We start from the raw sequence: 24,604 nt of genomic DNA, 5'->3' as shown, positions 1-24,604 counted from the left end.
GCGAAGGTAGGCCCTGTGACGACTGATCACGAGCCGCGATGGTGAAGGGCGCGCGTGAACGTGCCGCCGTTAATCCGGTCGCGCGCGTTCTGCCAATGCTTGGACTGACCCATCTCGATCGTCCCTTCGACTATCTGGTCGATGTCGAGCAGGATGCCGATGCCCAACCCGGCGTGCGGGTGCGGGTGCGTTTCGCCGGCCGGCTGATTGATGGCTTTGTGCTGGAACGTATTTCGGCCAGTGAGCACCCGGGCAAGCTCGGTTGGCTCGACCGGGTTGTCTCGCCGGAAGAAGTGCTCTCACCCGCGCTCGCCGCATTATGTCGGGCGGTAGCCGACCGCTACGCGGGAACGATGTCCGACGTCATTCGGCTGGCTGTGCCGCCGCGGCACGCGAAGACCGAGGCCGAGGCGGTATCGATCGTTCCGCTGCCCCCGGTGCCTGAGCCGGATCTTTCTGCCTGGCAACACTATTCGGGCTTCGGCGGCTTCTGTGGCGCGATGACGTCGGGAGCAGCGCCGCGCGCGGTATGGCAGGCGTTGCCGGGTGAGGACTGGCCGACCCGACTGGCGGAATTGGCTGCGACAGCAGTCGCAGCCGGTCGAGGTGTCGTGATCGTCGTGCCCGATCAACGAGATCTCGACAAAATGGAATCCGCGTGCGCGCCATTACTCGGCGAGCGGGCCGTGACCTTGGCCGCCGGCCTTGGGCCCACCGCCCGCTACCGCCGCTGGCTTGCGGCGTCGCGCGGCCGCGCCGATGTCGTATTGGGCACGCGCAGTGCGAGTTTCGCGCCGGTACGCAATTTGGGACTCGTGGTTGTATGGGATGACGGTGACGACAGTCTCGACGAGCCTCGGTCCCCGTATCCGCATCCGCGCGAGGTGGCCGCGTTGCGGTCTCATGGAGAACAGGCGGCGTTGGTCATCGGCGGATTCGCTCGCTCGGCCGAGGCGCAGGTCCTCGTAGAGGCCGGCTGGGCACATGATCTCCTCGCGCCGCGCGCGGTGATCCGTGACCGGGCTCCACGGGTCGTCGCGCTATCGGGAGAAGACGCGAGCGTTGCGCATGACCCGATGGCCCGGTCGGCGCGGATACCGGCCGTCGCGTTCAAAGCCGCGCGATCCGCCCTCGACGACGACCGCCCAGTGTTATTCAGCGTGCCGCGTCGTGGCTACATCCCGTCGGTGGCATGCGAACGATGCCGGACGCACGCCCGATGTCGCGCGTGCCACGGTCCGCTGCAGATGGAGGCCAATGGCTCCTTGAGTTGCCGCTGGTGTGGCCGAGCCGAGCGCAACTTCAACTGTGTGGCTTGTGGTGGCACGAGGATTCGCGCCCTGTCCACCGGTGCGGGACGTACCGCCGAAGAACTCGGCCGCGCCTTCGCCGGCGTGCCGGTGACTACTTCGGGTGGTGCGAACATCGTCGACGAGGTTCGGCCCGGCGCGCGAGTCGTGGTCGCGACCCCGGGCGCTGAACCCGCCGTGCCCGACGGATACGGCGCCGCCGTTATCCTCGACACCTGGGCATACCTGGACCGGGAAGACCTGCGCGCCAACGAGACCGCGGTCCGACGTTGGCTGGCCATTGCGGCGTTGGTACGCGCCGGATCGTCGGGCGGGAGCCTGATCATCGTGGCCGACGCCGGGCTTCCCGCGGTGCAGGCCGTAATCCGTTGGGACCCAGCTGGTTTCGCCTCAACCGAACTCGAGCAGCGCGCCGCCCTGGGGTTTCCACCCGCGGTCACGATGGCGGCGGTGGATGGCGGGGAGCGCACTATCGCCGCATTCGTCGATTCGGTCAGACTGCCGTCGTCGGGAACAGCTTTGGGGCCAGTTCCTCTCCCGCAAGGAGTTCGCGCGCCCGCCGGTTCGTCTGACGCGGCGCGTGACGCGGGCCCACTGATGCGGGTGCTGCTGCGTGTCGATCGGGGACAGGGCAAAGAGCTCACCAGGGCGCTAGCGGCCGCCCAGATTCTGCGCAACGCGCATCACGACACCGGGCCGATCCGCGTACAGATCGACCCGCCTACTATCGGATGATCATGCGTGTCATCTTTGCCGGTACCCCAACCCCCGCGGTCCCCAGTCTGCGAGCCTTGCTCGATTCACCGAATCACGACGTTGTTGGCGTCCTGTCGCGTCCCGATTCGGTATCGGGGCGCGGAAAGAAGGTAACGCGTTCGCCGATCGCGCTGCTCGCCGACGAACACGGCATCGAGGTCTTCACGCCGAGGCGGCTGACCGACAACGGAGTGAACGAAGTTCTTGACCGTTGGGCGCCCGACGTTGTCGCGGTGGTTGCCTACGGCGCCCTGGTCCCGCGAGAACTCCTGGACTTGCCCACCCACGGGTGGATCAATCTGCATTTCTCGCTGCTGCCCGCGTGGCGTGGTGCCGCACCGGTTCAGGCGGCCATCGCCGCGGGCGACACCTCTACCGGTGCGAGTACCTTCCGCATCGAGGAAGGTCTCGACACCGGACCGGTATATGGTCACGTCACCGAGACGATCAAGGACACCGACACCAGCGGCGACCTCCTGGATCGGCTGGCCCAGACCGGTGCGCAGCTGCTGGTGCAAACGCTCGAAGGGATTGCATCGCAACGGTTGTCGGCGATTCCGCAGGCCGTTGAGGGGGTCTCGCTGGCACCGAAGATCACCGTCGAGCAGGCACGGATCCGCTGGGATCTGCCCGCGCATATCGTCGACCGCCGGATCCGCGCGTATACGCCGGCGCCGGGTTCCTGGACCGAACTCGACGATGCGCGGGTCAAAATCGGACCGGTAACACCCGCGCCCGACGAGGCGGCTATCGCGCCGGGAACGCTGAGGGTCACCAAGAAGGCCGTCTTCGTCGGCACCTCGACCGATCCGGTGCGGTTGAGTTGGGTCGGGCCTCCCGGGAAAAAGCAGATGGCAGCCGCGGACTGGGCGCGTGGTGCTCGATTGAGCGATGGACAGGTGTTGGTATGAGCGACTACCGGAGAGACCGGCCGACACGACAGGGCCGCGCCGAACGTCGCGGCAGCACCACCGGGATGGTGCGGAACAAGCCGGTCGATGAGGTGCGCGCGACCGCGCGTGACGTCCTGCGCGCTGTCCGGGAACGGGATGCATATGCAAACCTGTTGTTGCCCAAGATGTTACGTGAGCGTCGGATCACCGGCCGGGACGCGGCGCTCGCAACGGAACTGACTTACGGAACGGCGCGTGCACAGGGGTTGCTCGACGCGGTCATCGCCTCGGCCGCGGGCCGCGACATCGCTGATATCGATGGGCCCGTTCTAGACGTACTGAGATTAGGTGCCTATCAGTTGCTGCGGACCCGGATCGGGTCGCATGCCGCGGTATCGACGTCGGTCGATCTGATTCGATCCGAAGCTGGCCAAGGCTCGGCCGGTTTCGGTAATGCGGTGCTGCGCAAGATCTCTCAGCGTGACGGAGAACTCTGGATCGAATCGCTCGCTCCGTCGATGGCCGACGATCTCATCGGCAATATGGCTTTCCGCTACGCGCATCCACGCTGGATCGCGCAAGTGTTCTTCGACGCGTTGGGGGGGTCGGCCGGGCAATTGCAGGCGGCGCTCGCAGCCGACGATGCGCGGCCACCGGTACATCTGGTGGCTCGGCCCGGAATGATTTCGGCGGAGGAACTCGCTCTGATCAGTGGCGGCGATGAAGGCCGTTGGTCGCCGTACTGCGTTTATCTACCCGGTGGCGACCCGGGTGAACTGGAACCGGTACGCGAAGGTCTTGCCGGGGTCCAAGACGAGGGGAGTCAACTCGTCGCCCGCGCGGTGGATATCGCACCTATCGACGGTACCGACGCCGGACGTTGGCTCGATCTCTGTGCCGGGCCCGGCGGCAAAGCCGCGCTGCTCGGTGCGCTGGCTGGCGTCGCCGGGGCAACCCTCGACGCGGTGGAGGTATCCGCGCATCGCGCCGAATTGATCCGCAAGGTCACCGCCGACTTGCCGGTGACGGTGCATGTCGTCGACGGTCGGGACAGTGGATTGGAACCCGGGTACGACCGAGTACTGCTCGACGCTCCGTGTAGCGGGCTGGGCTCGTTACGTCGACGGCCCGAGGCGCGGTGGCGTCGAACGCCATCGGATGTCGCGGAACTTGTTGTGCTGCAACGTGAACTGCTTACCGCAGCGGTGCGTCTGGTGCGACCCGGTGGAGTGATTGTGTACTCGACCTGCTCGCCGCATCCGGCCGAGACGACCGACGTCGTGGCAGCGGTGATCGCCGAAACCGGTGCGGCACAACTTGATGCGCGCGAACTGGTGAGCGTTGACGGTCGGCGGATGCCGGGATTGGGCGACAGCCCGCACGTGCAATTGTGGCCGCATGTGCATGGCACCGATGCGATGTTCCTCGCGGTCTTGACCAAGAACTGAGTCTGTCTGGCTGGTATCTGCAGCGATGCGCACGCCGAGGGGATAGCCCCCTTAGGAGCGGTCAGGTCGCAGTTTCTATCGGTGACCTAACCGCTTTTGCGCCGAAACTGTTGCTGATGGCTCGCTGAACCGTGCGGTCCTCGCGCTTTTGACTTGCCGCTCAAATGATCCTCGGCGCGATGGTTCTGCTTGTTCTTGCGCTCTAAGGCCTCTCGAAATTTTTGCTTCGCGTCGTCGTCGGCAGTCATCTGAACTCCCTCTCCGAGTTATTTGGCAACAACTGAGGTTAACCGGTGCCGAAAGGGATGTCAGGTGGTTTTTGACGCCTCGGCACCTGGAATAGACTGACCCGCATGTCTGCCGCACCGATGATCGCACCGTCCATCCTGTCCGCCGATTTCGCGAATCTCGCGGCGGAATCGGCGGCGGTCGGACCGGGGCGCGTCGCCGGTGACCGCGGCGCGGACTGGTTGCATGTCGATGTGATGGACGCACATTTCGTGCCGAATCTGACGCTCGGTCTGCCAGTGGTGCAGTCACTCCTCAAAGCGACCGACATCCCGCTGGACTGTCACTTGATGATTGAAGATCCAGGCACCTGGGCACCGCCATACGCCGAGGCGGGTGCCTACAACGTGACCTTCCACGCCGAGGCCTCCGACGATCCGTCGGCCGTGGCTCGCGATATCCGCGCGGCTGGCGCCAAAGCCGGTTTGAGTATCAAGCCGAACACCCCGCTCGAGCCCTATCTGGATATTCTCCGCGATTTCGACACACTTCTCGTGATGAGTGTGGAGCCGGGTTTCGGCGGCCAGTCTTTTATCTCCGGCGTCCTCGAGAAGGTGCGAACCATTCGCAAGATCGTCGATTCCGGCGCGCTCAACCTCGTCGTCGAAATCGACGGAGGTATCAATGCCGACACCATTGAGCAGGCCGCGGAAGCCGGCGTCGACTGTTTTGTGGCGGGATCAGCGGTGTACGGAGCGGCCGACCCCGCACAGGCATTAGCCGGGCTGCGGGCGCAAGCGGCATCGGCGCGGACTCATGCCCACTGAACTCTCCGTCGACGGCCTGCATGCGGCCATGACGGCCGCGATAGCGGAATCTGTTGGAGCACTGGGGATCAGTTCGCCTAATCCGCCCGTTGGTGCCGTGATCCTCGACGCCGCCGGAAACGTCGTTGGCATCGGTCACACCCAACCGGCCGGCAGTGCGCACGCCGAGGTGATGGCCTTGCGGGCCGCGGGAGAACGCGCGCGTGGCGGCACGGCGGTTGTCACCCTGGAGCCGTGTAATCACACCGGGCGAACCGGCCCATGTAGTCGGGCACTGCTCGAGGCCGGCGTGAGTACGGTCTACTACGGCGTGGCGGACCCGAACCCCGCGGCGGCGGGCGGGGCGGCCACGCTTTCGGCCGAAGGGGTCCGGGTGATCGGTGGAGCGGATCTCACGACCGAGCTGACCAGACTCGTCGAGGCCGGACCGTTGCGTGCCTGGTTGCATCGCCAACGCACCGGACTGCCACTGGTCACGGCCAAGATCGCAGCGACTGTCGATGGCCGGATCGCGGCACCAGATGGGACCAGTCGGTGGATTACCGGCGAACGCGCGCGTGCTGCCGCGCACGAGCAACGCGGCCGGGTCGACGCGATCATTGTCGGCACGGGAACTGTGCGTGTAGACAATCCGTCGTTGACCGCACGCTTTCCTGGCGGCGAGTTACGTGAGCACCAACCAATCCGGATTGTCATGGGTAACAGCGACATTGGGTCCGATGCCCGGGTTCTCGATGAGGCAGCTCAGACGATGAGGGTCCGGACACACAATCCACTCGATGTGCTGGCGGCCGTTCCCGATGCGCTCTGGGTGCTGGTGGAGGGGGGACCGCGGGTCATCGGCGCATTTCTGGCCGCCGACATCGTCGACGAGGTCGATCTCTATTTGGCGCCGGCGATCCTTGGCGCCGGTTATTCCGCGGTCGAAATCGGTTCGGCGACAACCATTTCCGACCTCCGACGGTTTACCTTCGGCCAGCCGCGCATGCTGGGCGAGGACTTGTTGGTGACCTTGCGTCGTTGACCGCGACTGGAACTGTCCCCGTGAGCGACATGGACGGCGATATAGCGCCTGCGCCGCTCACGGGGACAGTTTCAGTTGTTGATGCGCAGCGCGTCGCCCCGCAACGGTTCCTGACAGGCCGCACAGCAGACTTGCGCCTTGAAGGTCTGTCCGCAGGTGTGGGTGAACTTGACCGGATCGGGGCCGTCGTTGAGGAACCGCTGTCCCCATTCCTTGAGGGTCAGCAGTACCGGTGATAGTGCTCGCCCGGCTTGAGTCAGGCCGTATTCATAGCGCGGGGGCCGCTCCGAATACTGCGTTCGGGTGATCAGGCCGTGCTCTTCCAGCTTCCGCAGGCGCGTCGCCAAGATGTCGCGAGGCGCGCCGGTATTCCGTGCGATCTCGGTGAATCTTCGTTGCTCGTAGAACAGTTCACGCACGATCAGCAGGCTCCAGCGGTCACCAACTACCTCCAGGGCGTCGGCGATTGTGCAGGGACGAGGCGTTTGCGGGGGTGGGACCGATATCACAATTCCAGTATGCCGGAGTCTGTTGGCAAATCAAACCGACTGGGCCTATGGTCGAGTTAGTTGGTAATTCCAACCTACTGATCGCGCTTCAAGGAGGAAGTCATGCGAGATGCGGTTATCGTCGACGCGGTACGGACACCGGTAGGCAAAGGCAAAGCTGGCGGAGGGCTGGCCGGGATTCATCCGGTTGACCTTCACGCCCACGCGATCCGGGAGCTGGTGAATCGCACCGGCATTGAGCCAGACGGGATCGACGACATCATCGGTGGCGTCGTCGGGCAAATAGGGGAGCAGAGCGCCGACACGACCCGGTGGGCCGCGCTCGCCGCGGGCTTGCCGGAGTCGGTGCCCGCCGTAACAGTCGACCGTCAATGTGGCAGTAGCCAACAGGCGATCGCGTTCGCGGCGGCGAATGTGATCAGCGGGATCAACGACGTGGTGATCGCATCCGGCGTCGAGTCGATGAGCACCGTGCCCATCGGCAGTCAGGTGGCCGGCCGGGATCCATTCGGGCCCATCATCGCGCAGCGTTATCCGGAAGGGCTTGTGCCGCAGGGGATTAGCGCAGAACTTATCGCTGCGAAGTGGGGCCTCTCCCGGCAGCAGCTCGACGCGTTCGCGGCGGAGAGCCATCGTCGTGCGGCGCAGGCGTGGCAGGACGGAAAATTCGATGCCGAGGTCGCGCCACTGGGTGAGCTGCGCATTGACGAGACGGTCCGACCCGGAACGAGCGTCGACGTACTGGCCGGGCTGCCGCCGGCTTTCCGGTCTCCGTTGTGGGAGAAGCGGTTTCCCGACTTGGGCTGGCACATTACCGCCGGCAACTCGTCGCCGATCAACGACGGTGCGGCGGCGACTTTGGTGACGTCGTCGGAGACCACGCAGCGACTGGGCCTGCGGCCGAGGGCTCGTATCCACTCTCTCGCCGTCGCGGGGGATGATCCGATCTACATGTTGACCGGCGTGATCCCGGCGACCGAGAAGGTGCTCAAACGGGCCGGACTCTCGATCGCCGACATCGACGCCTTCGAAATAAACGAGGCATTCACGAGCGTGGTGCTGGCGTGGTTAGCCGAGACCGGCGCGGACCCGGCGAAGGTCAACATCAACGGCGGCGCTACCGCCATCGGACACCCGCTCGGCGCGAGTGGAGCGCGCATCGCCACGACCCTGCTGTCGGTACTCGAACAGACCGGCGGCCGGTATGGGTTGCAGGCCATGTGTGAAGCCGGCGGTCAAGCCAACGCGATGATCGTGGAACGGCTGGACTAATTCACCTTCTTTCCTCGGATCCACCCACCCAATTTCGGAGGTGGATCCGAGGAAAGAAGGTGCATCGACGAGATTCGGTCACCCTGGGTGGAATTGTGAAGCGCTGGATATGGTGCATCTGACGGCCAGACGCCGAGCGCGTCTGCCGCCTCTCGCGATGATCGTGCTAGCGTCGGATATGTAGTTCTCGGGGCGGGGTGAAATTCCCCACCGGCGGTGATTGTTGTAGCTGAAGTTCAGTGGCAACACAGCCCGCGAGCGCCTGCCCAACTGGGCAGGGACAAGCAGATCCGGTGTGATTCCGGAGCCGACGGTCATAGTCCGGATACGAGAGAACCGGTACACCTCTCCCTGAGGTGCCTGTCCCTCGTTTCGCCACGGGACCGGCAACAGAGGAGCATGAGGGTGTTTACCGGGATAGTCGAAGAACGCGGCACGATCGTGGCGCGCGAAGATCTTGCCGAGGCCGCACGATTCACCGTGCGCGGCCCGGTGGTGACCAGTGACGCGAAATTCGGCGATTCGATCGCCGTCAACGGGGTGTGTCTGACCGTCGTCGAACTCGCCGACGACGCGTTCACCGTCGATGTGATGGCCGAGACGTTGCGACGCAGTTCGCTCTCGGACGCGCAGTCCGGGGTGGCCGTCAACCTCGAGCGGGCGATGCCGGCGAACGGACGTTTCGGCGGTCATATCGTCCAAGGACATGTCGACGGCGTCGGAACTATCGTGTCGATCTCCCCGTCGGAGAACTGGACGGTAGTGCGAATCGGTTTGCCCGACGCTTTGCGGGTATACGTCGTGGAGAAGGGGTCAATCACCGTCGACGGCGTATCGCTGACCGTGTCGGCAGTGGGCGCCGGGAGCGCAGCGAGCGGGCCGGATGGGTCAGGCGGCGGGGGCGAGTGGTTCGAGATATCGCTCATCCCGACGACGCTGTCTGAGACCACGCTGGGTACGCTCAGCGTCGGTGACATCGTCAACCTGGAAACCGACGTCATTGCCAAGTATGTGGAGCGCCTGACCGGCCCGCATGCGACCAACAGCGCAGAAGGTAAGTGAACACGATGAGTGATCCCAACAGTGAAACCGATACTGGCGCAGTCCAATTGGACACCGTTGAGCGCGCGATCGCCGATATCGCAGCGGGTAAAGCGGTCGTCGTGGTCGACGACGAGGATCGGGAGAACGAAGGCGACCTGATTTTCGCCGCCGAGAAGGCAACGCCGGAACTCGTCGCGTTCATGGTGCGCTACACCTCGGGTTACCTCTGCGTACCGCTTGCCGGACCCGATTGCGACCGCCTCGGATTGCCGCCGATGTATTCGACTAATCAAGACAAACACGGCACCGCCTACACGGTCACCGTCGATGCGCGCGAGGGTATCGGTACCGGCATCTCCGCCGCCGATCGTGCCACGACGATGAAGTTGCTGGCCGACCCGACCACGACGGCGAACGATTTCACGCGTCCGGGCCATGTGGTGCCGCTGCGGGCAAAAGAGGGTGGCGTCCTGCGCCGTCCCGGCCATACGGAGGCTGCCGTCGACTTGGCTCGTCTCGCCGATCTCACCCCGGCCGGCGTCATCTGCGAGATTGTCAGTCAGAAAGATCCGGGCGCGATGGCGCAGACGGACGAATTGCGTATCTTCGCCGACGAGCACGACCTCGCACTGATATCCATCGCCGACCTGATCGCGTGGCGCCGCCGGCACGAGAAGCACGTGGTCCGTGTCGCCGATGCTCGCATTCCCACCAGTCACGGCACCTTCCGCGCCGTCGGATACTCCAGCATTTACGACGACGTCGAGCATGTCGCGTTGGTAATGGGTGACATCGCCGGTGAGGACGGCAAGGGCAACGACGTTCTGGTGCGTGTCCACTCCGAGTGTCTGACCGGCGACGTCTTCGGATCGTTGCGCTGCGACTGCGGTCCGCAGCTCGACGCCGCGATGGAGATGGTTGCCGCCGAAGGCCGCGGCATCGTGCTCTACATGCGCGGGCACGAAGGACGAGGGATCGGCCTGCTACACAAGTTGCAGGCATATCAGTTGCAGGACAAGGGATCTGACACCGTCGATGCCAACCTCGAACTCGGTCTACCGGCCGACTCGCGTGACTACGGGCTCGGTGCGCAGATTCTGGTGGATCTCGGCGTCAAGTCGATGCGCCTGCTGACGAACAATCCGGCCAAACGAGTTGGCCTCGACGGTTACGGGCTGCATATCGTTGACCGCGTCGCAATGCCGTTGCGCGCCAATGCGGAGAACCTTCGCTATCTGCAAACTAAGCGCGATCGCATGGGGCATGACCTCGTCGGCCTGGACGATCATTTGGCAGCGCACGCCGCCCCGACCACCGACACCCAGGGGGCCGGCGCATGAGCGGCAGTGGCGAACCGACACTCGACCTCGCCGATGCGGGTGAGATCAGCCTGGCCATCGTCGCCTCGCAGTGGCACGACACGATCTGCCAGGCGTTGCTCGACGGTGCTGTGCGGGCGGCGAAAGCTAACGGAGTCATTGACCCGACCATCGTTCACGTGGCCGGTGCGATCGAGTTGCCGGTCATCGTGCAGGCGCTCGCCCGGACCCACGACGCCGTGGTCGCGCTGGGCGTCGTAATCCGCGGCGAGACACCGCATTTCGAGTATGTGTGTGACGCGGTCACCGCCGGGCTGACCCGAGTATCGCTTGACGAGTCGACTCCCGTTGGTAACGGTGTATTGACGACGTTGACCGAGGAGCAGGCTCTGGCCCGCGCGGGACTACCGGACTCTTCCGAGGACAAAGGCGCGCAAGCGACTACGGCCGCACTGGCGTCGGCGTTAACGCTCCGCTCGCTCGCGCGCCGGTGACCGTGCGTTCTGTGATGGCGAAGAGCGAATCGACCGAACAGTCGTCGGAGTGGACCTATGTGTACAGGCCACGGCTGATGCCGCGCGTGGCGGCAGTGGTGGCCGTAGTCGTGGTCGTCATCCACGTGGTCTTCGCCGCATTGCTGACAATCGAGAACACCGGACCCGACGTTGGACTGTCCGATCAGATCGGTATCGGTCTGGTCGGCGTCGTCGAAGGATGCGCGATCATGTTGCTGGCACGGGCTCGTCTGCGACTCGGGCCGCAGGGGATCGGGGTGCGGAACATCCTGTCGGAGCAATTCTTTCGATGGGATGCGGTGGAGGGATTGGTTTATCCGGAAGGCAAATTCTGTGCCCGGCTGCTCCTCCCGTCCGACGAACATATTCCGGTGCTCGCGGTGCAGGCCCGCGACGGTGAGCGCGCGGTGGCCGCGATGGAACGATTCCGGGACTCGGAGACCGAGTACGCCGGGGAGTGTCAGTAGTCTCGCGTAGGGTCATATAAGTGGCTGACCCGACTACTTACCGTCCCGCTCCCGGGACTATCCCGACTGAGCCGGGTGTCTACAAGTTCAGGGATCAGCATTCACGAGTCATCTACGTCGGCAAGGCAAAGAATCTTCGTTCTCGTCTGACATCCTATTTCGCCGATGTCGTGTCGTTGCACCCGCGCACAAGGCAGATGGTCACCACCGCGGCATCGGTGGAATGGACCGTCGTCGGCACCGAAGTCGAAGCGCTGCAACTCGAATACAACTGGATCAAGGAGTTCGATCCACGCTTCAACGTCCGCTATCGCGACGACAAGAGTTATCCGATGCTCGCGGTGACGCTCAATGAGAAGTATCCCAGGTTGTTCGTCTACCGGGGGCCTCGACGCCGCGGCGTGCGCTACTTCGGGCCGTACTCCCATGCCTGGGCGATCCGCGAAACTCTGGACCTGCTGACCCGGGTGTTTCCGGCGCGGACCTGTTCGGCCGGAGTCTTTAAGCGGCACAACCAGATCGGACGCCCGTGCTTGCTCGGCTATATCGACAAATGCGCGGCGCCGTGCGTCGGTCGGGTAACCGAAGAGGAGCATCGCGATATCGTCGATGACTTCTGCGACTTCCTCGCCGGCCGGACCGATCAGCTCATCCGCAAGCTGGAGCGCGAAATGCGGTTAGCCGCAGAAGAACTCGACTTCGAGCGGGCCGCCCGCCTGCGCGACGATGTCACCGCGTTGCAACGTGCTCTGGAGAAACAAGCGGTGGTTCTCGGCGATGGCACCGACGCCGATGTGATCGCCTTTGCCGGCGACCAACTCGAAACCTCCGTGCAGATTTTCCACGTGCGCGCCGGCCGGGTCCGCGGCCAGCGAGGCTGGGTCGTCGAACGTCCCGACGACAATTCACGCAGTGAGGAGGTCGGGCAATTCCTCACGCAGTTCTATGGCTCTCAGGTCGACCTCGACGCGACGGTGAAAGTCGACGCGGGACATGTTGCTAGTCAAGCGATTCCGCGTGAGGTGTTGGTGCCCGTGCTTCCGCCGGAAGCTGACGATATGGCGCGGTGGTTGTCGGATCTGCGCGGCAGTCGAGTAGACCTGCGGGTGCCGCAACGCGGTGACAAGAAGGCACTCGCGGAGACAGTAGAGCGCAATGCCGGTGAGGCGTTGGCGCAACACAAACTCAAACGTGCCGGGGACCTGACCACGCGGTCGGCGGCACTCACCGAGATTCAGGAAGCCCTCGGCCTCGATCAGGCCCCCTTGCGTATCGAATGTGTCGACATTTCCCACGTGCAGGGCACCGACGTGGTGGCATCGCTCGTCGTGTTCGAGGACGGGTTGCCGCGCAAATCCGACTATCGGCACTATTCGATCCGGGAGGCCGCGGGAGACGGGCATTCCGATGACGTCGCGTCGATCGCCGAGATCACCCGTCGACGATTCCTGCGTCATCGGGCCGATGTTGTCGAGGTGGGCACCGGAGACGGCGGGGAGGTCGACGTCTCCAACGGCGGCGACCTCGCGCCCGAAGCGGCGATCGATCCCAAGACCGGCCGACCGCGGCGATTTGCCTATCCGCCGAACCTCTTCGTGGTCGACGGCGGTGAGCCGCAGGTGCGTGCCGCGGCGACGGTGCTGGACGAACTCGGAATCACCGACGTCGCCGTGATCGGGATGGCCAAGCGACTCGAAGAGATCTGGGTTCCCGACGACGACGAACCGGTAATCTTACCGAGGAGTAGCGAGGGGCTGTTCTTGTTGCAGCGGGTACGCGACGAGGCGCACCGGTTCGCGATTACCTTCCATCGCAGCAAACGCAGTAAACGCATGACTGAATCAGTACTCGATGGAGTGCGCGGTTTGGGTGCCAGCCGACGGTCGGCATTGGTGACACATTTCGGATCGGTCGCGAGACTGCGCGAAGCGTCGGTCGAGGCGATCGCCGAGGTACCCGGCATCGGTCAGGCGACAGCACAGGCGGTGAAGTCAGCATTGGAAAGCGAAGAGAGTCAGGTAACGGGCGCATGACCGAAGAAATGTCGGTGGTCTTCATCGCGGGTATGTCGGGCGCGGGTATGACGACCGCTGCGGACATCTTCGAAGACGCCGGGTGGTATGTCGCCGATAACGTCCCGGTCGGGCTGATCGGGACGATGGTCGATCTGGCTCGAGCGGGTCAGCCGAAGACATCTCGGCTGGCGATGGTGGTGCGGGGCACCGACGCTCGGGTCAGCGACGACTTGGTGAATCTGCGTGCTCGCCTCGACTCGAGCGGGGTGCAGACGTCGATGATTTTTCTCGACGCCACCGACGATGTCCTGGTCCGCCGGTTCGAGCAGGTTCGCCGTCGGCATCCGCTGCAGGCCGACGAGACTCTGGTCGACGGCATCAATCGGGAACGCGATTTTCTGGCCGGGGTGAAACTTCGGGCAGATCTGGTGGTCGATACGTCGACGCTCCCGGTGGCTAAATTTCGGGGGATCATCGAGGACACCTACCCCTCGATCGGCCGCACCGGTCTGTCGGTCGCTATTAAGTCGTTCGGCTTCAAGTACGGATTGCCGATCGACTCCGACTTGGTCGCCGACGTCAGATTCTTACCCAATCCGTATTGGATTCCGGAGTTGCGGGCGGACAATGGGCTCGACACACCGGTCCGTGATTACGTTCTCGGGCAAGACGGAGCGTCGCAGTTCATCGATCTTTATGTTGACTTGATCTCACTGGTCGTCGGCGGGTATCTGCGGGAGGGCAAGCGATATATGGCGGTGAGCGTCGGCTGTACGGGCGGTAAGCATCGCAGTGTCGCCATGGCTACCGAGTTGGGCAACCGGCTGGCGCAAGCCGGCATCGCCGACGTCGACGTTCAGGTCAGTCACCGCGATCTGGGGCGCGAATGACACAGACCCAACCGCGCAAGATCGTCTCGCTAGGCGGCGGACACGGCCTCTACGCGACATTGACCGCGATGCGTTACCTCTCGTCGCAGGTAACCGCGGTGGTGACGGTCGCCGACGACGGGGGTTCGTCAGGTCGGATACGTGCAGAACTGGGCGCGATTCCGCCCGGAGATCTGCGAATGGCGCTAGCCGCATTGGTGTCGGCACCCGCGGCGCTCGCCGAACTCGACGAGGAACAGAGTTCGCGGGTCACGACCTGGGCGCAGACCTTGCAACATAGGTTCAGTGGTCACGGCGCGCTGGCGGGACATCCGGTTGGAAATCTATTGCTCGCGGGACTTGCCGACGTACTTGGCGATCCGGTTGCCGCGCTGGATGAGTTACTACGGTTGTTCGGAGCCACTGGCCGGGTCCTGCCAATGGCCCGGGTTCCATTGATGATTGAGGCCGATGTGTCGGGGCTGGAATCGGATCCTCGTATGAGCCGGGTCATCCAAGGTCAGGTCGCCGTTGCGACCACACCGGGGAAGGTGCGCCGCGTTCGGCTTCTTCCGGCCGAGCCCCCGGCTTGCGCCGATGCGCTGACTGCGATCGCCGACGCTGACATCATTACGTTGGGACCAGGTTCCTGGTTCTCCAGTGTGATCCCGCATGTCCTTGTGCCCGAACAGGTCAACGCGCTCACCCGGTCGAAGGCGCGTCGTATGTTGATTGTTAATCTCGAGCCCGAACTTGGCGAAACCACAGGGTTCTCGCTGGAGCGGCACCTTCACGTGCTGCATGCGCACGCGGACACCCTGCGTGTCGACGACGTCATCGTTGACGAGCGTTCGGTCCCGTTGGGTCGGGAAAGAGAACATGTCGAGCGTGCGGCCGCATTGTTCGGTGCCCAACTCCGGATCGGGGACCTGGCGGTTCCCGGTGCGCATGTGCATGATCCGCGTAAGGTCGCCCGGTTGGTCGATGGATTGGCAGAGAGGTCGCGATGAGTGAGCGCAGCGAGCGGCCCCAATCGATACCCGGGTGCCGGGAGCGCAGCGAGCGGGCCCAATCAGTACTGGAGGCCATGTGACTACAGCGGTAAGAGCAACAGGAGGTATGCCACCAGTGGCGATGACAGCGGCGGCCAAAGACGAACTCAGTCGTCTGACGGTGACGACGACGAGCGCCCGCAAGGCCGAAGTCTCCGCTTTGTTGCGATTTGCCGGCGGCTTGCACATCGTCGCCGGGCGCGTTGTGATCGAAGCCGAAGTCGACTTGGGCAATGTCGCACGACGGTTGCGTCGGGAAATCCTCGATCTTTACGGCTACAACTCCGATGTACACGTGTTGCGTAGCGGCGGGTTGCGCAAGACCGCGCGCTATATCGTGCGGGTCACCAAAGATGGCGAAGCATTAGCGCGACAGACCGGTCTACTCGATATGCGAGGCCGGCCGGTGCGCGGGTTGCCCGCCCACGTCGTCGGCGGAACGGTCGTCGATTCCGAAGCCGCATGGCGTGGTGCGTTTCTCGCTCACGGTTCGTTGACCGAGCCCGGCCGGTCGTCTGCGTTGGAAGTAAGTTGTCCCGGACCCGAGGCGGCGCTGGCGCTCGTTGGTGCCGCCCGACGCCTCGGCGTTTCGGCAAAGGCGCGTGAGGTCCGCGGGGCCGATCGGGTGGTAATCCGCGACGGCGATGCGATCGGTGCGTTGCTCACCCGGATGGGCGCGCAGGACACTCGCCTGGTTTGGGAGGAGCGTCGTATGCGGCGCGAGGTCCGGGCCACGGCGAACCGGCTCGCCAACTTCGACGATGCGAACTTGCGTAGGTCGGCGCGGGCGGCAGTCGCCGCTGCCGCACGGGTGGAGCGGGCGCTGGAAATTCTTGGCGACGAAGTGCCCGACCATCTGGTGGCCGCGGGGCATCTGCGCGTGACGCATCGGCAAGCGTCCTTGGAGGAGTTGGGCCAACTGGCCGATCCGCCGATGACGAAAGATGCTGTCGCGGGGCGGATTCGCCGTCTCCTGTCGATGGCAGACAAGAAGGCGCGGACCGAGGGACTGCCCGACACGGAGTCGGCGGTGACCGCGGAGTTGATGGACGACGAGGCGTAGCGAACAGCATCCGCGACACGCGTGCACCAGTGCGGCTGTGTCGCCTGGGGCCCGATCATCGATCAGCCCCGTCACTTGCCGGAAATCTCCTACTACTAAGCTGGGGGCTAACCGTACCCGGCGTCTGAGCGCAGGAGCGGGCCAGATGGTTACGTCGGTCAAATCCGCCACCACCAGCGGCGGGCACCACACAAGGAGAACATGCAGTGACAGTTCGCGTTGGCGTAAACGGATTCGGCCGGATCGGCCGCAACTTCTTCCGCGCAGTCGAAGCGCAAAAAGCGTTGGGCACCACCGACATTGAGATCGTCGCCGTTAACGACCTCACCGACAACGCGTCGTTGGCACACCTGCTGAAGTTCGACTCGATCCTCGGTCGCCTTCCGCAGGATGTCTCGCTGGAAGGCGAAGACACCATCGTCGTCGGCGATCAGAAGATCAAGGCACTCGAGGTCAAGGAAGGTCCCGCCGCGATTCCGTGGGGCGATCTGGGTGTCGACGTTGTCGTCGAGTCGACCGGTATCTTCACGGCGCGTGCGAAGGCTCAGGGTCACCTCGATGCCGGTGCCAAGAAGGTCATCATCTCGGCTCCCGCGTCGGATGAGGACATCACCATCGTGATGGGCGTCAACGACGACAAGTACGACGGCAGTCAGAACATCATCTCCAACGCCTCGTGCACCACCAACTGCCTCGGCCCGTTGGCCAAGGTCCTCAACGACGAGTTCGGCATCGTCAAGGGCCTGATGACCACCATTCACGCCTACACCCAGGATCAGAATCTGCAGGACGGTCCGCATAAGGATCTGCGCCGCGCCCGCGCCGCCGCGATCAACATCGTGCCGACCTCGACCGGTGCGGCTAAGGCCATCGGCCTGGTCCTGCCGGAACTGAAGGGCAAGCTCGACGGTTACGCGCTGCGCGTCCCGATTCCAACCGGTTCGGTCACCGACCTCACCGCGCAGCTGGCAAAGCAGGCCACTGCCGACGAGATCAACGCCGCGCTGAAAGCTGCCGCTGACGGACCGCTCAAGGGCATCCTGAAGTACTACGACGCTCCGATCGTTTCCTCCGACATCGTTACCGACCCGCACAGCTCGCTGTTCGACGCCGGTCTGACCAAGGTAATCGACGATCAGGCCAAGGTCGTGTCCTGGTACGACAACGAGTGGGGTTACTCCAACCGCCTCGTCGACCTCATCGGTCTGGTTGGCAAGTCGCTGTAGAAGCGTCACCTTTCGTCCGGAGAAGACTGACATCGCCGGCCGGCACGGTCGGACTCGCTAGGAGAACCTGCAAACATGGCTGTACCAACTTTGAAAGACCTTCTCGCCGAAGGTGTTTCGGGTCGGGGAGTGCTCGTTCGGTCGGACTTTAACGTTCCGCTCGACAATGGCACCATCACCGATCCCGGTCGTATCCTCGCATCGCTGCCGACGCTCAACGCGTTGATCGATGCGGGTGCCAAGGTGATCATCACCGCACACCTGGGTCGACCCAAGGGTGAGCCCGATCCGCAGTTCTCGCTGGCTCCGGTTGCCGCGCGGTTGAGCGAAGAGCTCGGCCGCAACGTGCAGCTGGCCGGTGATGTCGTCGGCTCCGACGCACTAGCCCGCGCCGAAGGATTGACTGACGGCGACGTGTTGCTGCTGGAGAATATCCGCTTCGACCCGCGTGAGACGTCGAAGGACGAAGCGCAGCGGGCAAAGCTCGCCGCCGCACTCGTCGAACTCGTCGGTGATGACGGCGCATTCGTTTCCGACGGCTTCGGCGTGGTTCATCGGGAGCAGGCGTCGGTGTACGACGTCGCCAAGCTGCTGCCGCATTACGCCGGTGAGCTAGTCGCGGCTGAAGTCGACGTGCTGTCCAAGCTGACCGACGAAGTCAAGCGGCCCTACGCCGTCGTTCTCGGCGGCTCCAAGGTATCCGACAAGCTCGCTGTGATCGAGGCGCTTGCGCCTAAGGTTGACACGCTGGTCATTGGTGGCGGCATGGCATTCACTTTCCTTGCCGCACAAGGGCATTCGGTGGGCACCTCGCTGCTTCAGGAGGATCAGATCGATGTCTGCAAAGACCTCCTGGAGCGGTTCGCCGATGTGATTCATCTCCCGGTAGACGTGGTCGTCGCAGATAAGTTCGCGGCTGACGCGGAGGCGAAAACCGTTGCGGCCGAAGCTATTCCCGACGGATGGATGGGGTTGGATATCGGCCCCGAGACGGTCAAGCGGTTCGCCGCGGTGCTCGGTGGTGCCGAAACGATCTTCTGGAATGGTCCGTCGGGTGTGTTCGAGTTCGAGCAGTTCGCCGCTGGCACAAAGGGTATCGCCGAGGCAATTGCCGCGACCACCGGGCGCGGCGCGTTCACCGTCGTCGGCGGTGGCGATTCGGCGGCAGCGGTTCGGGCGCTCGGCTTGCCGGACTCCGATTTTTCACATATCTCTACCGGCGGTGGAGCATCCCTGGAATACCTCGAGGGCAAGGAATTGCCCGGATTGAAAGTGCTGGAGGGCTGATCAATGAGCCGTAAGCCGCTCATCGCCGGCAACTGGAAGATGAATCTGAATCATCTTGAGGCCATCGCGCTCGTTCAGAAGCTGGCGGCGTCGCTTCCCGCGAAGTACTTCGACAAGGTCGACGTCACGGTCATCCCGCCGTTCACTGATATTCGTAGTGTCCAGACCGTTATCGACGGCGACAAGTTGCTACTCACCTACGGTGCGCAGGATGTGTCCGCCCACGATTCGGGTGCCTACACTGGTGAGATCAGCGGTGCTTTCCTCGCGAAACTGGGAGTCACTTTCGTCGTCGTCGGACACTCGGAGCGGCGGACGTACCACAACGAGACCGACGAACTAGTGCTTGCGAAGACCAAAGCCGCACTCAAACATGAGCTCACCCCGATCGTTTGCATCGGCGAAGGGCTCGACATCCGCGAGGCCGGCGATCATGTGGCCTACAACGTCGCGCAGCTCAAAGGCTCGCTGGCCGGGTTAACGGCTGACGAAATCGCCAAGACCGTGATTGCCTACGAGCCGGTCTGGGCCATCGGCACCGGACGTGTCGCGAGCGCGGCGGATGCGCAGGAAGTGTGTGCCGCGATTCGGGCGGCGTTGGCCGAGATCGCCGACGATGCGACCGCGGCGTCGGTGCGTGTCCTCTACGGTGGCTCGGTGAGCGCGAAGAACGTCGGCGAACTCGTCGGCCAGAGCGATGTCGACGGCGCGCTCGTCGGTGGCGCTTCGCTGAAACCTGACGAATTCGCGACCCTGTCGGCAATCGCCGCTGGCGGGCCGTTGCCCTGAACGCCAGCGCGCTCGCGTAGACTGAGACAGGTTGTGCGGTCCTGCCGCACAACTGTGAACCGACCCCACCCGAAGGATCTGAGAACCCGTGACGCTCGCCCTCAACATCGCAATCATCGTATCCAGCGTGATATTGGTGGTCCTGGTGCTGCTCCACCGCGGTAAGGGCGGCGGTCTGTCGTCACTGTTCGGTGGCGGCGTTCAGTCCAGCCTGTCCGGTTCGAGTGTCGTCGAACGCAACCTGGATCGGCTGACCATCTTCGTCGGCCTGGTGTGGTTCATCCTCATCGTGGCCGTTGGCGTGAATATCCGCCTGAGCTGACCTGGCGCCGGCTCGATCTGGGTCCCGCCGCTGGGAAAATCGTCCGAATAGTTACTCGCCGAGGGCAATATGCCCTCGGCGACTGCTTTGTCGGACGATTTTCCCGGTCTTGTGCGCGATGCCGCCCCAGGATGCTGATACCAGCGATACACGCGATAATGGTGGGATGAATGATCCCGGAACCTTTGCTCCCACACCCGGATCGTCCCAGTGGCGTCCTGCCACGTCGATCGTCGACCACATCGCGGTCGACGACGCCGGACGTGCACTCACCGAACCGTTACGCGACGACATCCGATTGCTCGGCGGAATGCTCGGCGATGTCGTGCGCGAACATTCCGGGACCGAGATCTTCGATCTCATCGAAGCGGCGCGCAAAGCCGCGTTCGCGATTCGACGTTCCGAGATCGATCGCGACGATCTCGCCGCGCTGTTCGATGACCGTCCGGCGAGTGAGTTACTTCCCGTAGTCCGCGCGTTCAGTCTGTTCGCGCTATTGGCAAACCTGGGAGAAGACCAGCATCGAGAGCGACGTCGGGCTATTCACGAGCGCGGCAACGATGTTCCACAAGCGAGCAGTCTCGCGGCGACGTACGCCAAACTCGCGGCGGCCGGGCTGACCGACGAACAGGTGGGTACCGGGTTGGCACAGGCGACAGTGGTACCGGTGATTACGGCGCATCCCACTGAAACTCGACGTCGTACGGTATTCGAGGCGCAGAATCGGATAACAGAACTGATGCGCCTACGTCGGCGCACCGAGCTCACGCCCGCCGAAGAACGCACTGCGATCGAAGCCATCGGCCGGCAGATCCTCACGCTGTGGCAGACCGCCCTCGTGCGGCTCGAACGCTTGACCATCAGCGACGAGGTGGCGTCAGGGCTGCGTTACTACGATGCTTCATTCTTCGACGTGGTGCCCACCATCAATACCGAAGTGCGTCGGGCATTGCTGGCGCAGTACCCGACGTCGGGTATCGCCGATGCCCCGATGGTGCGGATGGGCTCGTGGATCGGCGGTGACCGCGACGGTAACCCCTATGTCACCGCAGAGATCGTGACGCTCGCGACCACGAGTGCGGCCCGGGCGGCGATCCGACACCATCTGGATGAATTGTCGTCGTTAGCACAGGAATTGAGCATGTCGGCCCGGCTCATAACGGTCACCGACGACCTCGCCGTCCTCTCGTCGTGGACCCTGCCCGGTGGCGGCGGTGGTGGCGACGAACCGTTCCGTGCCGCGATCACGAAGATCCGCTCGCGATTGGCGGCCACCGGCGAGGTGATGTTCGGCGAAGACTTCCTCACGACCGATGATGCGCCGGCATCGGCAGCCGATGCGTATGTCGAGGCATCGGAACTCCGTGCCGACCTTGACGTGATCGATCGCGCCTTGCGCGCCAACAACGACGACGCGATTGCTGACGACAGGTTGCTGCGTCTGCGAGAAGGCGTGCGTACCTTCGGATTCAACTTATCGGGGCTCGATATGCGACAGAATTCCGACGTCCACGAGGAAGTTGTTGCCGAATTGCTGGCCTGGGCTGGCGTAAACGACGACTACACATCGCTCGACGAGTCCGAGCGAGTGGCGATCTTGTCCGCCGAGTTGTCGGCCCGGCGGCCGCTCCTCAGTCCCGATGCGCAGTTATCCGAGTTGGCGGCCAAGGAGGTGGCAATCGTGCGCGCAGGTGCACGTGCGATCAAAACCTTTGGCGCCGAGACGATCCCGAACTACATCATCAGCATGTGCACGTCAGTGAGCGATATGCTGGAAGCGTTGATTCTGTTGAAAGAAGCGGGCATATTCGACCCGAACGACGGCAATCCGCGCAGCACGGTCCGTGTCGTTCCGCTGTTCGAGACCATCGAAGATTTGCAGCAAGGTTCCCACACCCTTCTCGCGGTACTCGACGTTCCTATCTACCGCGCGCTCGTCGAGGCTCAGGGTGGATTGCAAGAGGTCATGCTCGGCTACTCCGATTCCAACAAGGACGGGGGATACCTGGCCGCCAATTGGGCGCTGTACCGAGCCGAACTGGATCTTGTCGAAGCGGCGCGAAAGGCGCAGATCAGGTTGCGGCTATTTCACGGTCGCGGTGGCACCGTCGGTCGCGGTGGTGGCCCCAGTTACGACGCCATCCTGGCGCAACCGCCGGGCGCCGTGCAGGGGTCACTGCGGATTACCGAGCAGGGTGAAATCATCGCGGCCAAATACGCCGAACCTGTTACGGCACATCGCAATCTAGAGACCTTACTCGCGGCCACCATCGAGTCGTCACTGCTCGACACCGAGGGGCTCGGCGACGAATCCGATGACGCGTATAAGATTTTGGACGATCTCGCCGCGAGCGCACGTGACGCCTACAGCGAATTGGTGCACCGTACAACAGGTTTCGTCGAGTACTTCACGTCGTCGACGCCGTTGTCGGAGATCGGTGAGCTGAATATCGGCAGCCGACCGGCATCGCGTAAACAGACTAAGGCGATCTCTGATCTCCGCGCGATCCCCTGGGTGCTGTCGTGGAGTCAGTCGCGGGTGATGTTGCCCGGCTGGTACGGCACTGGTGCCGCGTTTGAGTCATGGATCGGTGACGACGCCGAGCGCCTGGCGACGCTACAGCGGTACTACCGCACGTGGCCGTTCTTCAATAGTGTGTTGTCCAACATGGCGCAGGTGATGGCAAAGTCGGATCTGGGTGTGGCGCAACGGTATTCACAATTGGTTGCTGACGATGACTTGCGCGAGAGGGTCTTTGGGAAGATCGTCGAAGAACATGAGCGCTGTCTGCGGATGCTCGCCGCCATTACCGGCAGTGACGACCTCCTCGCCGACAACGCCGCGCTCAAACGTTCGGTCTACAACCGCTTCCCCTACCTGGAGCCGCTGAACTTGCTACAGGTAGAACTGCTCAAGCGTTACCGCAATGGCGACGAGTCGCGAGAAGTGCGACGCGGAATTCTGTTGACTATGAACGGCTTGGCGACGGCCCTGCGCAACAGCGGGTAGGGGTTGGCTGGAGTCTGCCACGTAGCTGACCGCGGGGGAGGTTTGCCCTCGCTGGTGCTGAGGGTGCAGAAACTAGCAGTCCGATGGCGGGTCGGCCGACTGACCGACGGTCCGGAATTAGCGCCGTTGACTCTGGCGTTCCAGTGTGAGACCCCTCATCGCTGCCTAACGGCACCAGACGAAAGCGGAACATGGCCGAAACAATCATCCCGGAAAGCCATCACGACCTCGTTACATCTTCGACGGTCGCGTTGAGCACGCTCAACGACGACGGCACAATTCAGACGACGGCGGTCTGGGTGCTGCTCGACGACGACGGCGTTCTACGCACGTCGCTTGCCAAAGGCAGAGTCAAGTACAACAACCTCGTCGCCCGACCTACCGCCACACTTTTCGCTATCGCGCCGGACGACCCGTTTCACACCCTGGAGGTCCGCGCCAACGTCGACATCGTCGACGACGACCCCGAGCGAACATTCATGAGCAGGCTGATCGCCACCTACGGCCGGACATTGGAGTCCATGGCTAGTCAAGCGGCGGAGGATCGCGTCGTGGTCAGCCTCAATCCGATTCGGGTGCGGCACACCTGATTCGCTCAAGTGGGCACCCGCGAATCAGACTGACCCGACCTTCGACGCCGCGTCCTCGTCGAGGAACCACACCGTCTGCTCGGTGCCGTGAGCGCCAGCGCACGGCCAGTCCGCAGCAGCCGCACCATTGATGCCGGCGGCTACCGCGTCGGCCTTATCCGCACCGGCGACGAGGAACCACACCTGACGCGAGCGGTTGACGGCGGGCAGCGTCAGAGTGATACGACGCGACGGCGGTTTAGGTGAATCATTCACCGCCACAACGGCTTTTGCCGTCTCGGCGGTTGCCGCGGTGTGTGGGAACAAGGAGTTGATATGTCCTTCGCCGCCCATTCCGAGCAGATGAACGTCGAATCGCGGCGCAGCTTCGCCAAGTGTTACCCGAGCGAGGTCGGCCGCGTAGGCGTCTGCCGCGGCGTCGATGTCGTCACCGAATTCTCCATTGCTCGGCGCCATTGCATGGACCCGTGCCGGATCTATGCCGATATGGTTCAACAGCGCCGCGGCCGCCTGCCCGACGTTGCGTTCTGGGTCGTCGGCGGGCACGAACCGATCGTCACCGAAGAATAGTTCGACCCTCGACCAGTCCACCTCGCTGCTTCGCGCGCGCAACGTTTCCAATAGCGCGATGCCATTGCTACCGCCCGTCAGCACGATCAACGCCACCCCGCGAGCGGATATCGCATCGCTGATCGCACCGATGAGCTGATCTGCCGCGGCGTCGACCAATTCGGATTTGGTTGGGTAGATAAGTTGAGTCGACATGTCA

General features: G+C 63.6%; 23 protein-coding genes and 1 riboswitch. Of the genes, 20 read left to right on the top strand and 3 right to left on the bottom strand.

Going from position 1 to position 24,604, the window contains the following annotated elements; all coding sequences use genetic code 11:
- Positions 1 to 38 precede the first annotated feature (38 nt).
- The 3 genes from GOEFS_RS08815 to GOEFS_RS08805 all read left to right on the top strand — a co-directional run bounded on the left by GOEFS_RS08815 (position 39) and on the right by GOEFS_RS08805 (position 4,407).
- Positions 39 to 2,045, top strand: coding sequence for a primosomal protein N' (locus GOEFS_RS08815; protein WP_007317550.1), 2,007 nt, complete (start codon positions 39 to 41; stop codon positions 2,043 to 2,045).
- Positions 2,046 to 2,047: 2 nt separating this feature from the next.
- Positions 2,048 to 2,977, top strand: a complete 930-nt coding sequence (gene fmt, locus GOEFS_RS08810) for a methionyl-tRNA formyltransferase (protein ID WP_040524805.1) — start codon at positions 2,048 to 2,050, stop codon at positions 2,975 to 2,977.
- A 65-nt stretch (positions 2,978 to 3,042) separates the two neighbouring features.
- Positions 3,043 to 4,407: an RsmB/NOP family class I SAM-dependent RNA methyltransferase gene (locus GOEFS_RS08805; protein ID WP_373278190.1), complete on the top strand. Its 1,365-nt coding sequence runs from the start codon at positions 3,043 to 3,045 to the stop codon at positions 4,405 to 4,407.
- Between the two features lie 86 nt (positions 4,408 to 4,493).
- Here GOEFS_RS08805 and GOEFS_RS23425 read toward each other — a convergent pair whose 3' ends face one another.
- Positions 4,494 to 4,655, bottom strand: coding sequence for a DUF5302 domain-containing protein (locus GOEFS_RS23425; protein WP_170323145.1), 162 nt, complete (start codon positions 4,653 to 4,655; stop codon positions 4,494 to 4,496).
- Positions 4,656 to 4,760: 105 nt separating this feature from the next.
- On the opposite strand from GOEFS_RS23425, the gene rpe reads away from it, so the two are divergent.
- Entirely contained in the window at positions 4,761 to 5,462 is a 702-nt protein-coding gene (gene rpe, locus GOEFS_RS08800) for a ribulose-phosphate 3-epimerase (RefSeq protein WP_007317547.1), read from the top strand.
- On the top strand, positions 5,452 to 6,486 hold the full coding sequence (gene ribD / locus GOEFS_RS08795) for a bifunctional diaminohydroxyphosphoribosylaminopyrimidine deaminase/5-amino-6-(5-phosphoribosylamino)uracil reductase RibD (protein ID WP_007317546.1): 1,035 nt from the start codon (positions 5,452 to 5,454) through the stop codon (positions 6,484 to 6,486). The genes rpe and ribD overlap by 11 nt, the downstream gene beginning before the upstream one ends.
- A 71-nt stretch (positions 6,487 to 6,557) precedes the next feature.
- Here ribD and GOEFS_RS08790 read toward each other — a convergent pair whose 3' ends face one another.
- Positions 6,558 to 6,995: a winged helix-turn-helix transcriptional regulator gene (locus tag GOEFS_RS08790; protein WP_007317545.1), complete on the bottom strand. Its 438-nt coding sequence runs from the start codon at positions 6,993 to 6,995 to the stop codon at positions 6,558 to 6,560.
- Positions 6,996 to 7,097: 102 nt separating this feature from the next.
- Between GOEFS_RS08790 and GOEFS_RS08785 the strand changes: the two genes are divergently transcribed.
- The 15 genes from GOEFS_RS08785 (at position 7,098) to GOEFS_RS08715 (ending at position 23,835) form a co-directional block, all read left to right on the top strand.
- Positions 7,098 to 8,267 (top strand): thiolase family protein, encoded by a 1,170-nt coding sequence (locus tag GOEFS_RS08785; RefSeq protein ID WP_007317544.1) that lies wholly within the window; start codon positions 7,098 to 7,100, stop codon positions 8,265 to 8,267.
- A 179-nt stretch (positions 8,268 to 8,446) separates the two neighbouring features.
- A riboswitch (FMN riboswitch) is annotated at positions 8,447 to 8,608 on the top strand.
- A gap of 64 nt (positions 8,609 to 8,672) precedes the next feature.
- Positions 8,673 to 9,329, top strand: coding sequence for a riboflavin synthase (locus GOEFS_RS08780; protein ID WP_007317543.1), 657 nt, complete (start codon positions 8,673 to 8,675; stop codon positions 9,327 to 9,329).
- 5 nt (positions 9,330 to 9,334) lie between these two features.
- Complete coding sequence (locus GOEFS_RS08775) at positions 9,335 to 10,651, top strand: bifunctional 3,4-dihydroxy-2-butanone-4-phosphate synthase/GTP cyclohydrolase II (RefSeq protein WP_040524802.1); 1,317 nt, start codon at positions 9,335 to 9,337, stop codon at positions 10,649 to 10,651.
- Positions 10,648 to 11,124 carry a 6,7-dimethyl-8-ribityllumazine synthase gene (gene ribH / locus GOEFS_RS08770; RefSeq protein WP_007317541.1) on the top strand — a complete coding sequence of 159 codons (477 nt, stop codon included), beginning with the start codon at positions 10,648 to 10,650 and terminating at the stop codon, positions 11,122 to 11,124. The genes GOEFS_RS08775 and ribH overlap by 4 nt, the downstream gene beginning before the upstream one ends.
- Before the next feature lie 14 nt (positions 11,125 to 11,138).
- Positions 11,139 to 11,612, top strand: coding sequence for a PH domain-containing protein (locus tag GOEFS_RS08765; protein WP_007317540.1), 474 nt, complete (start codon positions 11,139 to 11,141; stop codon positions 11,610 to 11,612).
- A gap of 20 nt (positions 11,613 to 11,632) precedes the next feature.
- Complete coding sequence (gene uvrC, locus GOEFS_RS08760; RefSeq protein ID WP_007317539.1) at positions 11,633 to 13,645, top strand: excinuclease ABC subunit UvrC; 2,013 nt, start codon at positions 11,633 to 11,635, stop codon at positions 13,643 to 13,645.
- A complete protein-coding gene (rapZ, locus tag GOEFS_RS08755) occupies positions 13,642 to 14,517 on the top strand; it encodes an RNase adapter RapZ (protein ID WP_007317538.1) in 876 nt (291 codons plus the stop codon). The genes uvrC and rapZ overlap by 4 nt, the downstream gene beginning before the upstream one ends.
- Entirely contained in the window at positions 14,514 to 15,506 is a 993-nt protein-coding gene (locus tag GOEFS_RS08750; protein WP_007317537.1) for a gluconeogenesis factor YvcK family protein, read from the top strand. Before rapZ ends, GOEFS_RS08750 begins: the two co-directional genes overlap by 4 nt.
- A gap of 124 nt (positions 15,507 to 15,630) precedes the next feature.
- Positions 15,631 to 16,611: a DNA-binding protein WhiA gene (whiA, locus tag GOEFS_RS08745; RefSeq protein ID WP_170323146.1), complete on the top strand. Its 981-nt coding sequence runs from the start codon at positions 15,631 to 15,633 to the stop codon at positions 16,609 to 16,611.
- A gap of 206 nt (positions 16,612 to 16,817) precedes the next feature.
- Positions 16,818 to 17,837 (top strand): type I glyceraldehyde-3-phosphate dehydrogenase, encoded by a 1,020-nt coding sequence (gap, locus tag GOEFS_RS08740; protein ID WP_007317535.1) that lies wholly within the window; start codon positions 16,818 to 16,820, stop codon positions 17,835 to 17,837.
- 75 nt (positions 17,838 to 17,912) lie between these two features.
- On the top strand, positions 17,913 to 19,124 hold the full coding sequence (locus GOEFS_RS08735; protein WP_007317534.1) for a phosphoglycerate kinase: 1,212 nt from the start codon (positions 17,913 to 17,915) through the stop codon (positions 19,122 to 19,124).
- 3 nt (positions 19,125 to 19,127) lie between these two features.
- Positions 19,128 to 19,913: a triose-phosphate isomerase gene (gene tpiA, locus GOEFS_RS08730; RefSeq protein WP_007317533.1), complete on the top strand. Its 786-nt coding sequence runs from the start codon at positions 19,128 to 19,130 to the stop codon at positions 19,911 to 19,913.
- Between the two features lie 88 nt (positions 19,914 to 20,001).
- On the top strand, positions 20,002 to 20,235 hold the full coding sequence (gene secG, locus GOEFS_RS08725; protein WP_007317532.1) for a preprotein translocase subunit SecG: 234 nt from the start codon (positions 20,002 to 20,004) through the stop codon (positions 20,233 to 20,235).
- Between the two features lie 166 nt (positions 20,236 to 20,401).
- Positions 20,402 to 23,245, top strand: coding sequence for a phosphoenolpyruvate carboxylase (gene ppc, locus GOEFS_RS08720; RefSeq protein ID WP_007317531.1), 2,844 nt, complete (start codon positions 20,402 to 20,404; stop codon positions 23,243 to 23,245).
- A gap of 191 nt (positions 23,246 to 23,436) precedes the next feature.
- Positions 23,437 to 23,835, top strand: a complete 399-nt coding sequence (locus GOEFS_RS08715) for a TIGR03618 family F420-dependent PPOX class oxidoreductase (protein WP_007317530.1) — start codon at positions 23,437 to 23,439, stop codon at positions 23,833 to 23,835.
- Positions 23,836 to 23,859: 24 nt separating this feature from the next.
- On the opposite strand, the gene pgl is transcribed toward GOEFS_RS08715, so the two are convergent.
- Positions 23,860 to 24,600 carry a 6-phosphogluconolactonase gene (gene pgl / locus GOEFS_RS08710; RefSeq protein WP_007317529.1) on the bottom strand — a complete coding sequence of 247 codons (741 nt, stop codon included), beginning with the start codon at positions 24,598 to 24,600 and terminating at the stop codon, positions 23,860 to 23,862.
- Positions 24,601 to 24,604 lie beyond the last annotated feature (4 nt).

The organism is Gordonia effusa NBRC 100432 (assembly GCF_000241305.1).
Taxonomy (GTDB): Bacteria; Actinomycetota; Actinomycetes; order Mycobacteriales; family Mycobacteriaceae; genus Gordonia; species Gordonia effusa.
This window is presented reverse-complemented; position numbering and strand designations above follow the sequence as displayed.

What these genes read in the sequence shown, in the direction of transcription:
- GOEFS_RS08815 (WP_007317550.1), top strand. Translation starts at nt 39, where the DNA reads ATGGTGAAGGGCGCGCGTGAACGTGCCGCCGTTAATCCGGTCGCGCGC.
- fmt (WP_040524805.1), top strand. Translation starts at nt 2,048, where the DNA reads ATGCGTGTCATCTTTGCCGGTACCCCAACCCCCGCGGTCCCCAGTCTG.
- GOEFS_RS08805 (WP_373278190.1), top strand. Translation starts at nt 3,043, where the DNA reads ATGGTGCGGAACAAGCCGGTCGATGAGGTGCGCGCGACCGCGCGTGAC.
- GOEFS_RS23425 (WP_170323145.1), bottom strand. Translation starts at nt 4,655, where the DNA reads ATGACTGCCGACGACGACGCGAAGCAAAAATTTCGAGAGGCCTTAGAG.
- rpe (WP_007317547.1), top strand. Translation starts at nt 4,761, where the DNA reads ATGTCTGCCGCACCGATGATCGCACCGTCCATCCTGTCCGCCGATTTC.
- ribD (WP_007317546.1), top strand. Translation starts at nt 5,452, where the DNA reads ATGCCCACTGAACTCTCCGTCGACGGCCTGCATGCGGCCATGACGGCC.
- GOEFS_RS08785 (WP_007317544.1), top strand. Translation starts at nt 7,098, where the DNA reads ATGCGAGATGCGGTTATCGTCGACGCGGTACGGACACCGGTAGGCAAA.
- GOEFS_RS08775 (WP_040524802.1), top strand. Translation starts at nt 9,335, where the DNA reads ATGAGTGATCCCAACAGTGAAACCGATACTGGCGCAGTCCAATTGGAC.
- ribH (WP_007317541.1), top strand. Translation starts at nt 10,648, where the DNA reads ATGAGCGGCAGTGGCGAACCGACACTCGACCTCGCCGATGCGGGTGAG.
- GOEFS_RS08765 (WP_007317540.1), top strand. Translation starts at nt 11,139, where the DNA reads ATGGCGAAGAGCGAATCGACCGAACAGTCGTCGGAGTGGACCTATGTG.
- rapZ (WP_007317538.1), top strand. Translation starts at nt 13,642, where the DNA reads ATGACCGAAGAAATGTCGGTGGTCTTCATCGCGGGTATGTCGGGCGCG.
- GOEFS_RS08750 (WP_007317537.1), top strand. Translation starts at nt 14,514, where the DNA reads ATGACACAGACCCAACCGCGCAAGATCGTCTCGCTAGGCGGCGGACAC.
- whiA (WP_170323146.1), top strand. Translation starts at nt 15,631, where the DNA reads ATGACAGCGGCGGCCAAAGACGAACTCAGTCGTCTGACGGTGACGACG.
- GOEFS_RS08735 (WP_007317534.1), top strand. Translation starts at nt 17,913, where the DNA reads ATGGCTGTACCAACTTTGAAAGACCTTCTCGCCGAAGGTGTTTCGGGT.
- tpiA (WP_007317533.1), top strand. Translation starts at nt 19,128, where the DNA reads ATGAGCCGTAAGCCGCTCATCGCCGGCAACTGGAAGATGAATCTGAAT.
- ppc (WP_007317531.1), top strand. Translation starts at nt 20,402, where the DNA reads ATGAATGATCCCGGAACCTTTGCTCCCACACCCGGATCGTCCCAGTGG.
- GOEFS_RS08715 (WP_007317530.1), top strand. Translation starts at nt 23,437, where the DNA reads ATGGCCGAAACAATCATCCCGGAAAGCCATCACGACCTCGTTACATCT.
- pgl (WP_007317529.1), bottom strand. Translation starts at nt 24,600, where the DNA reads ATGTCGACTCAACTTATCTACCCAACCAAATCCGAATTGGTCGACGCC.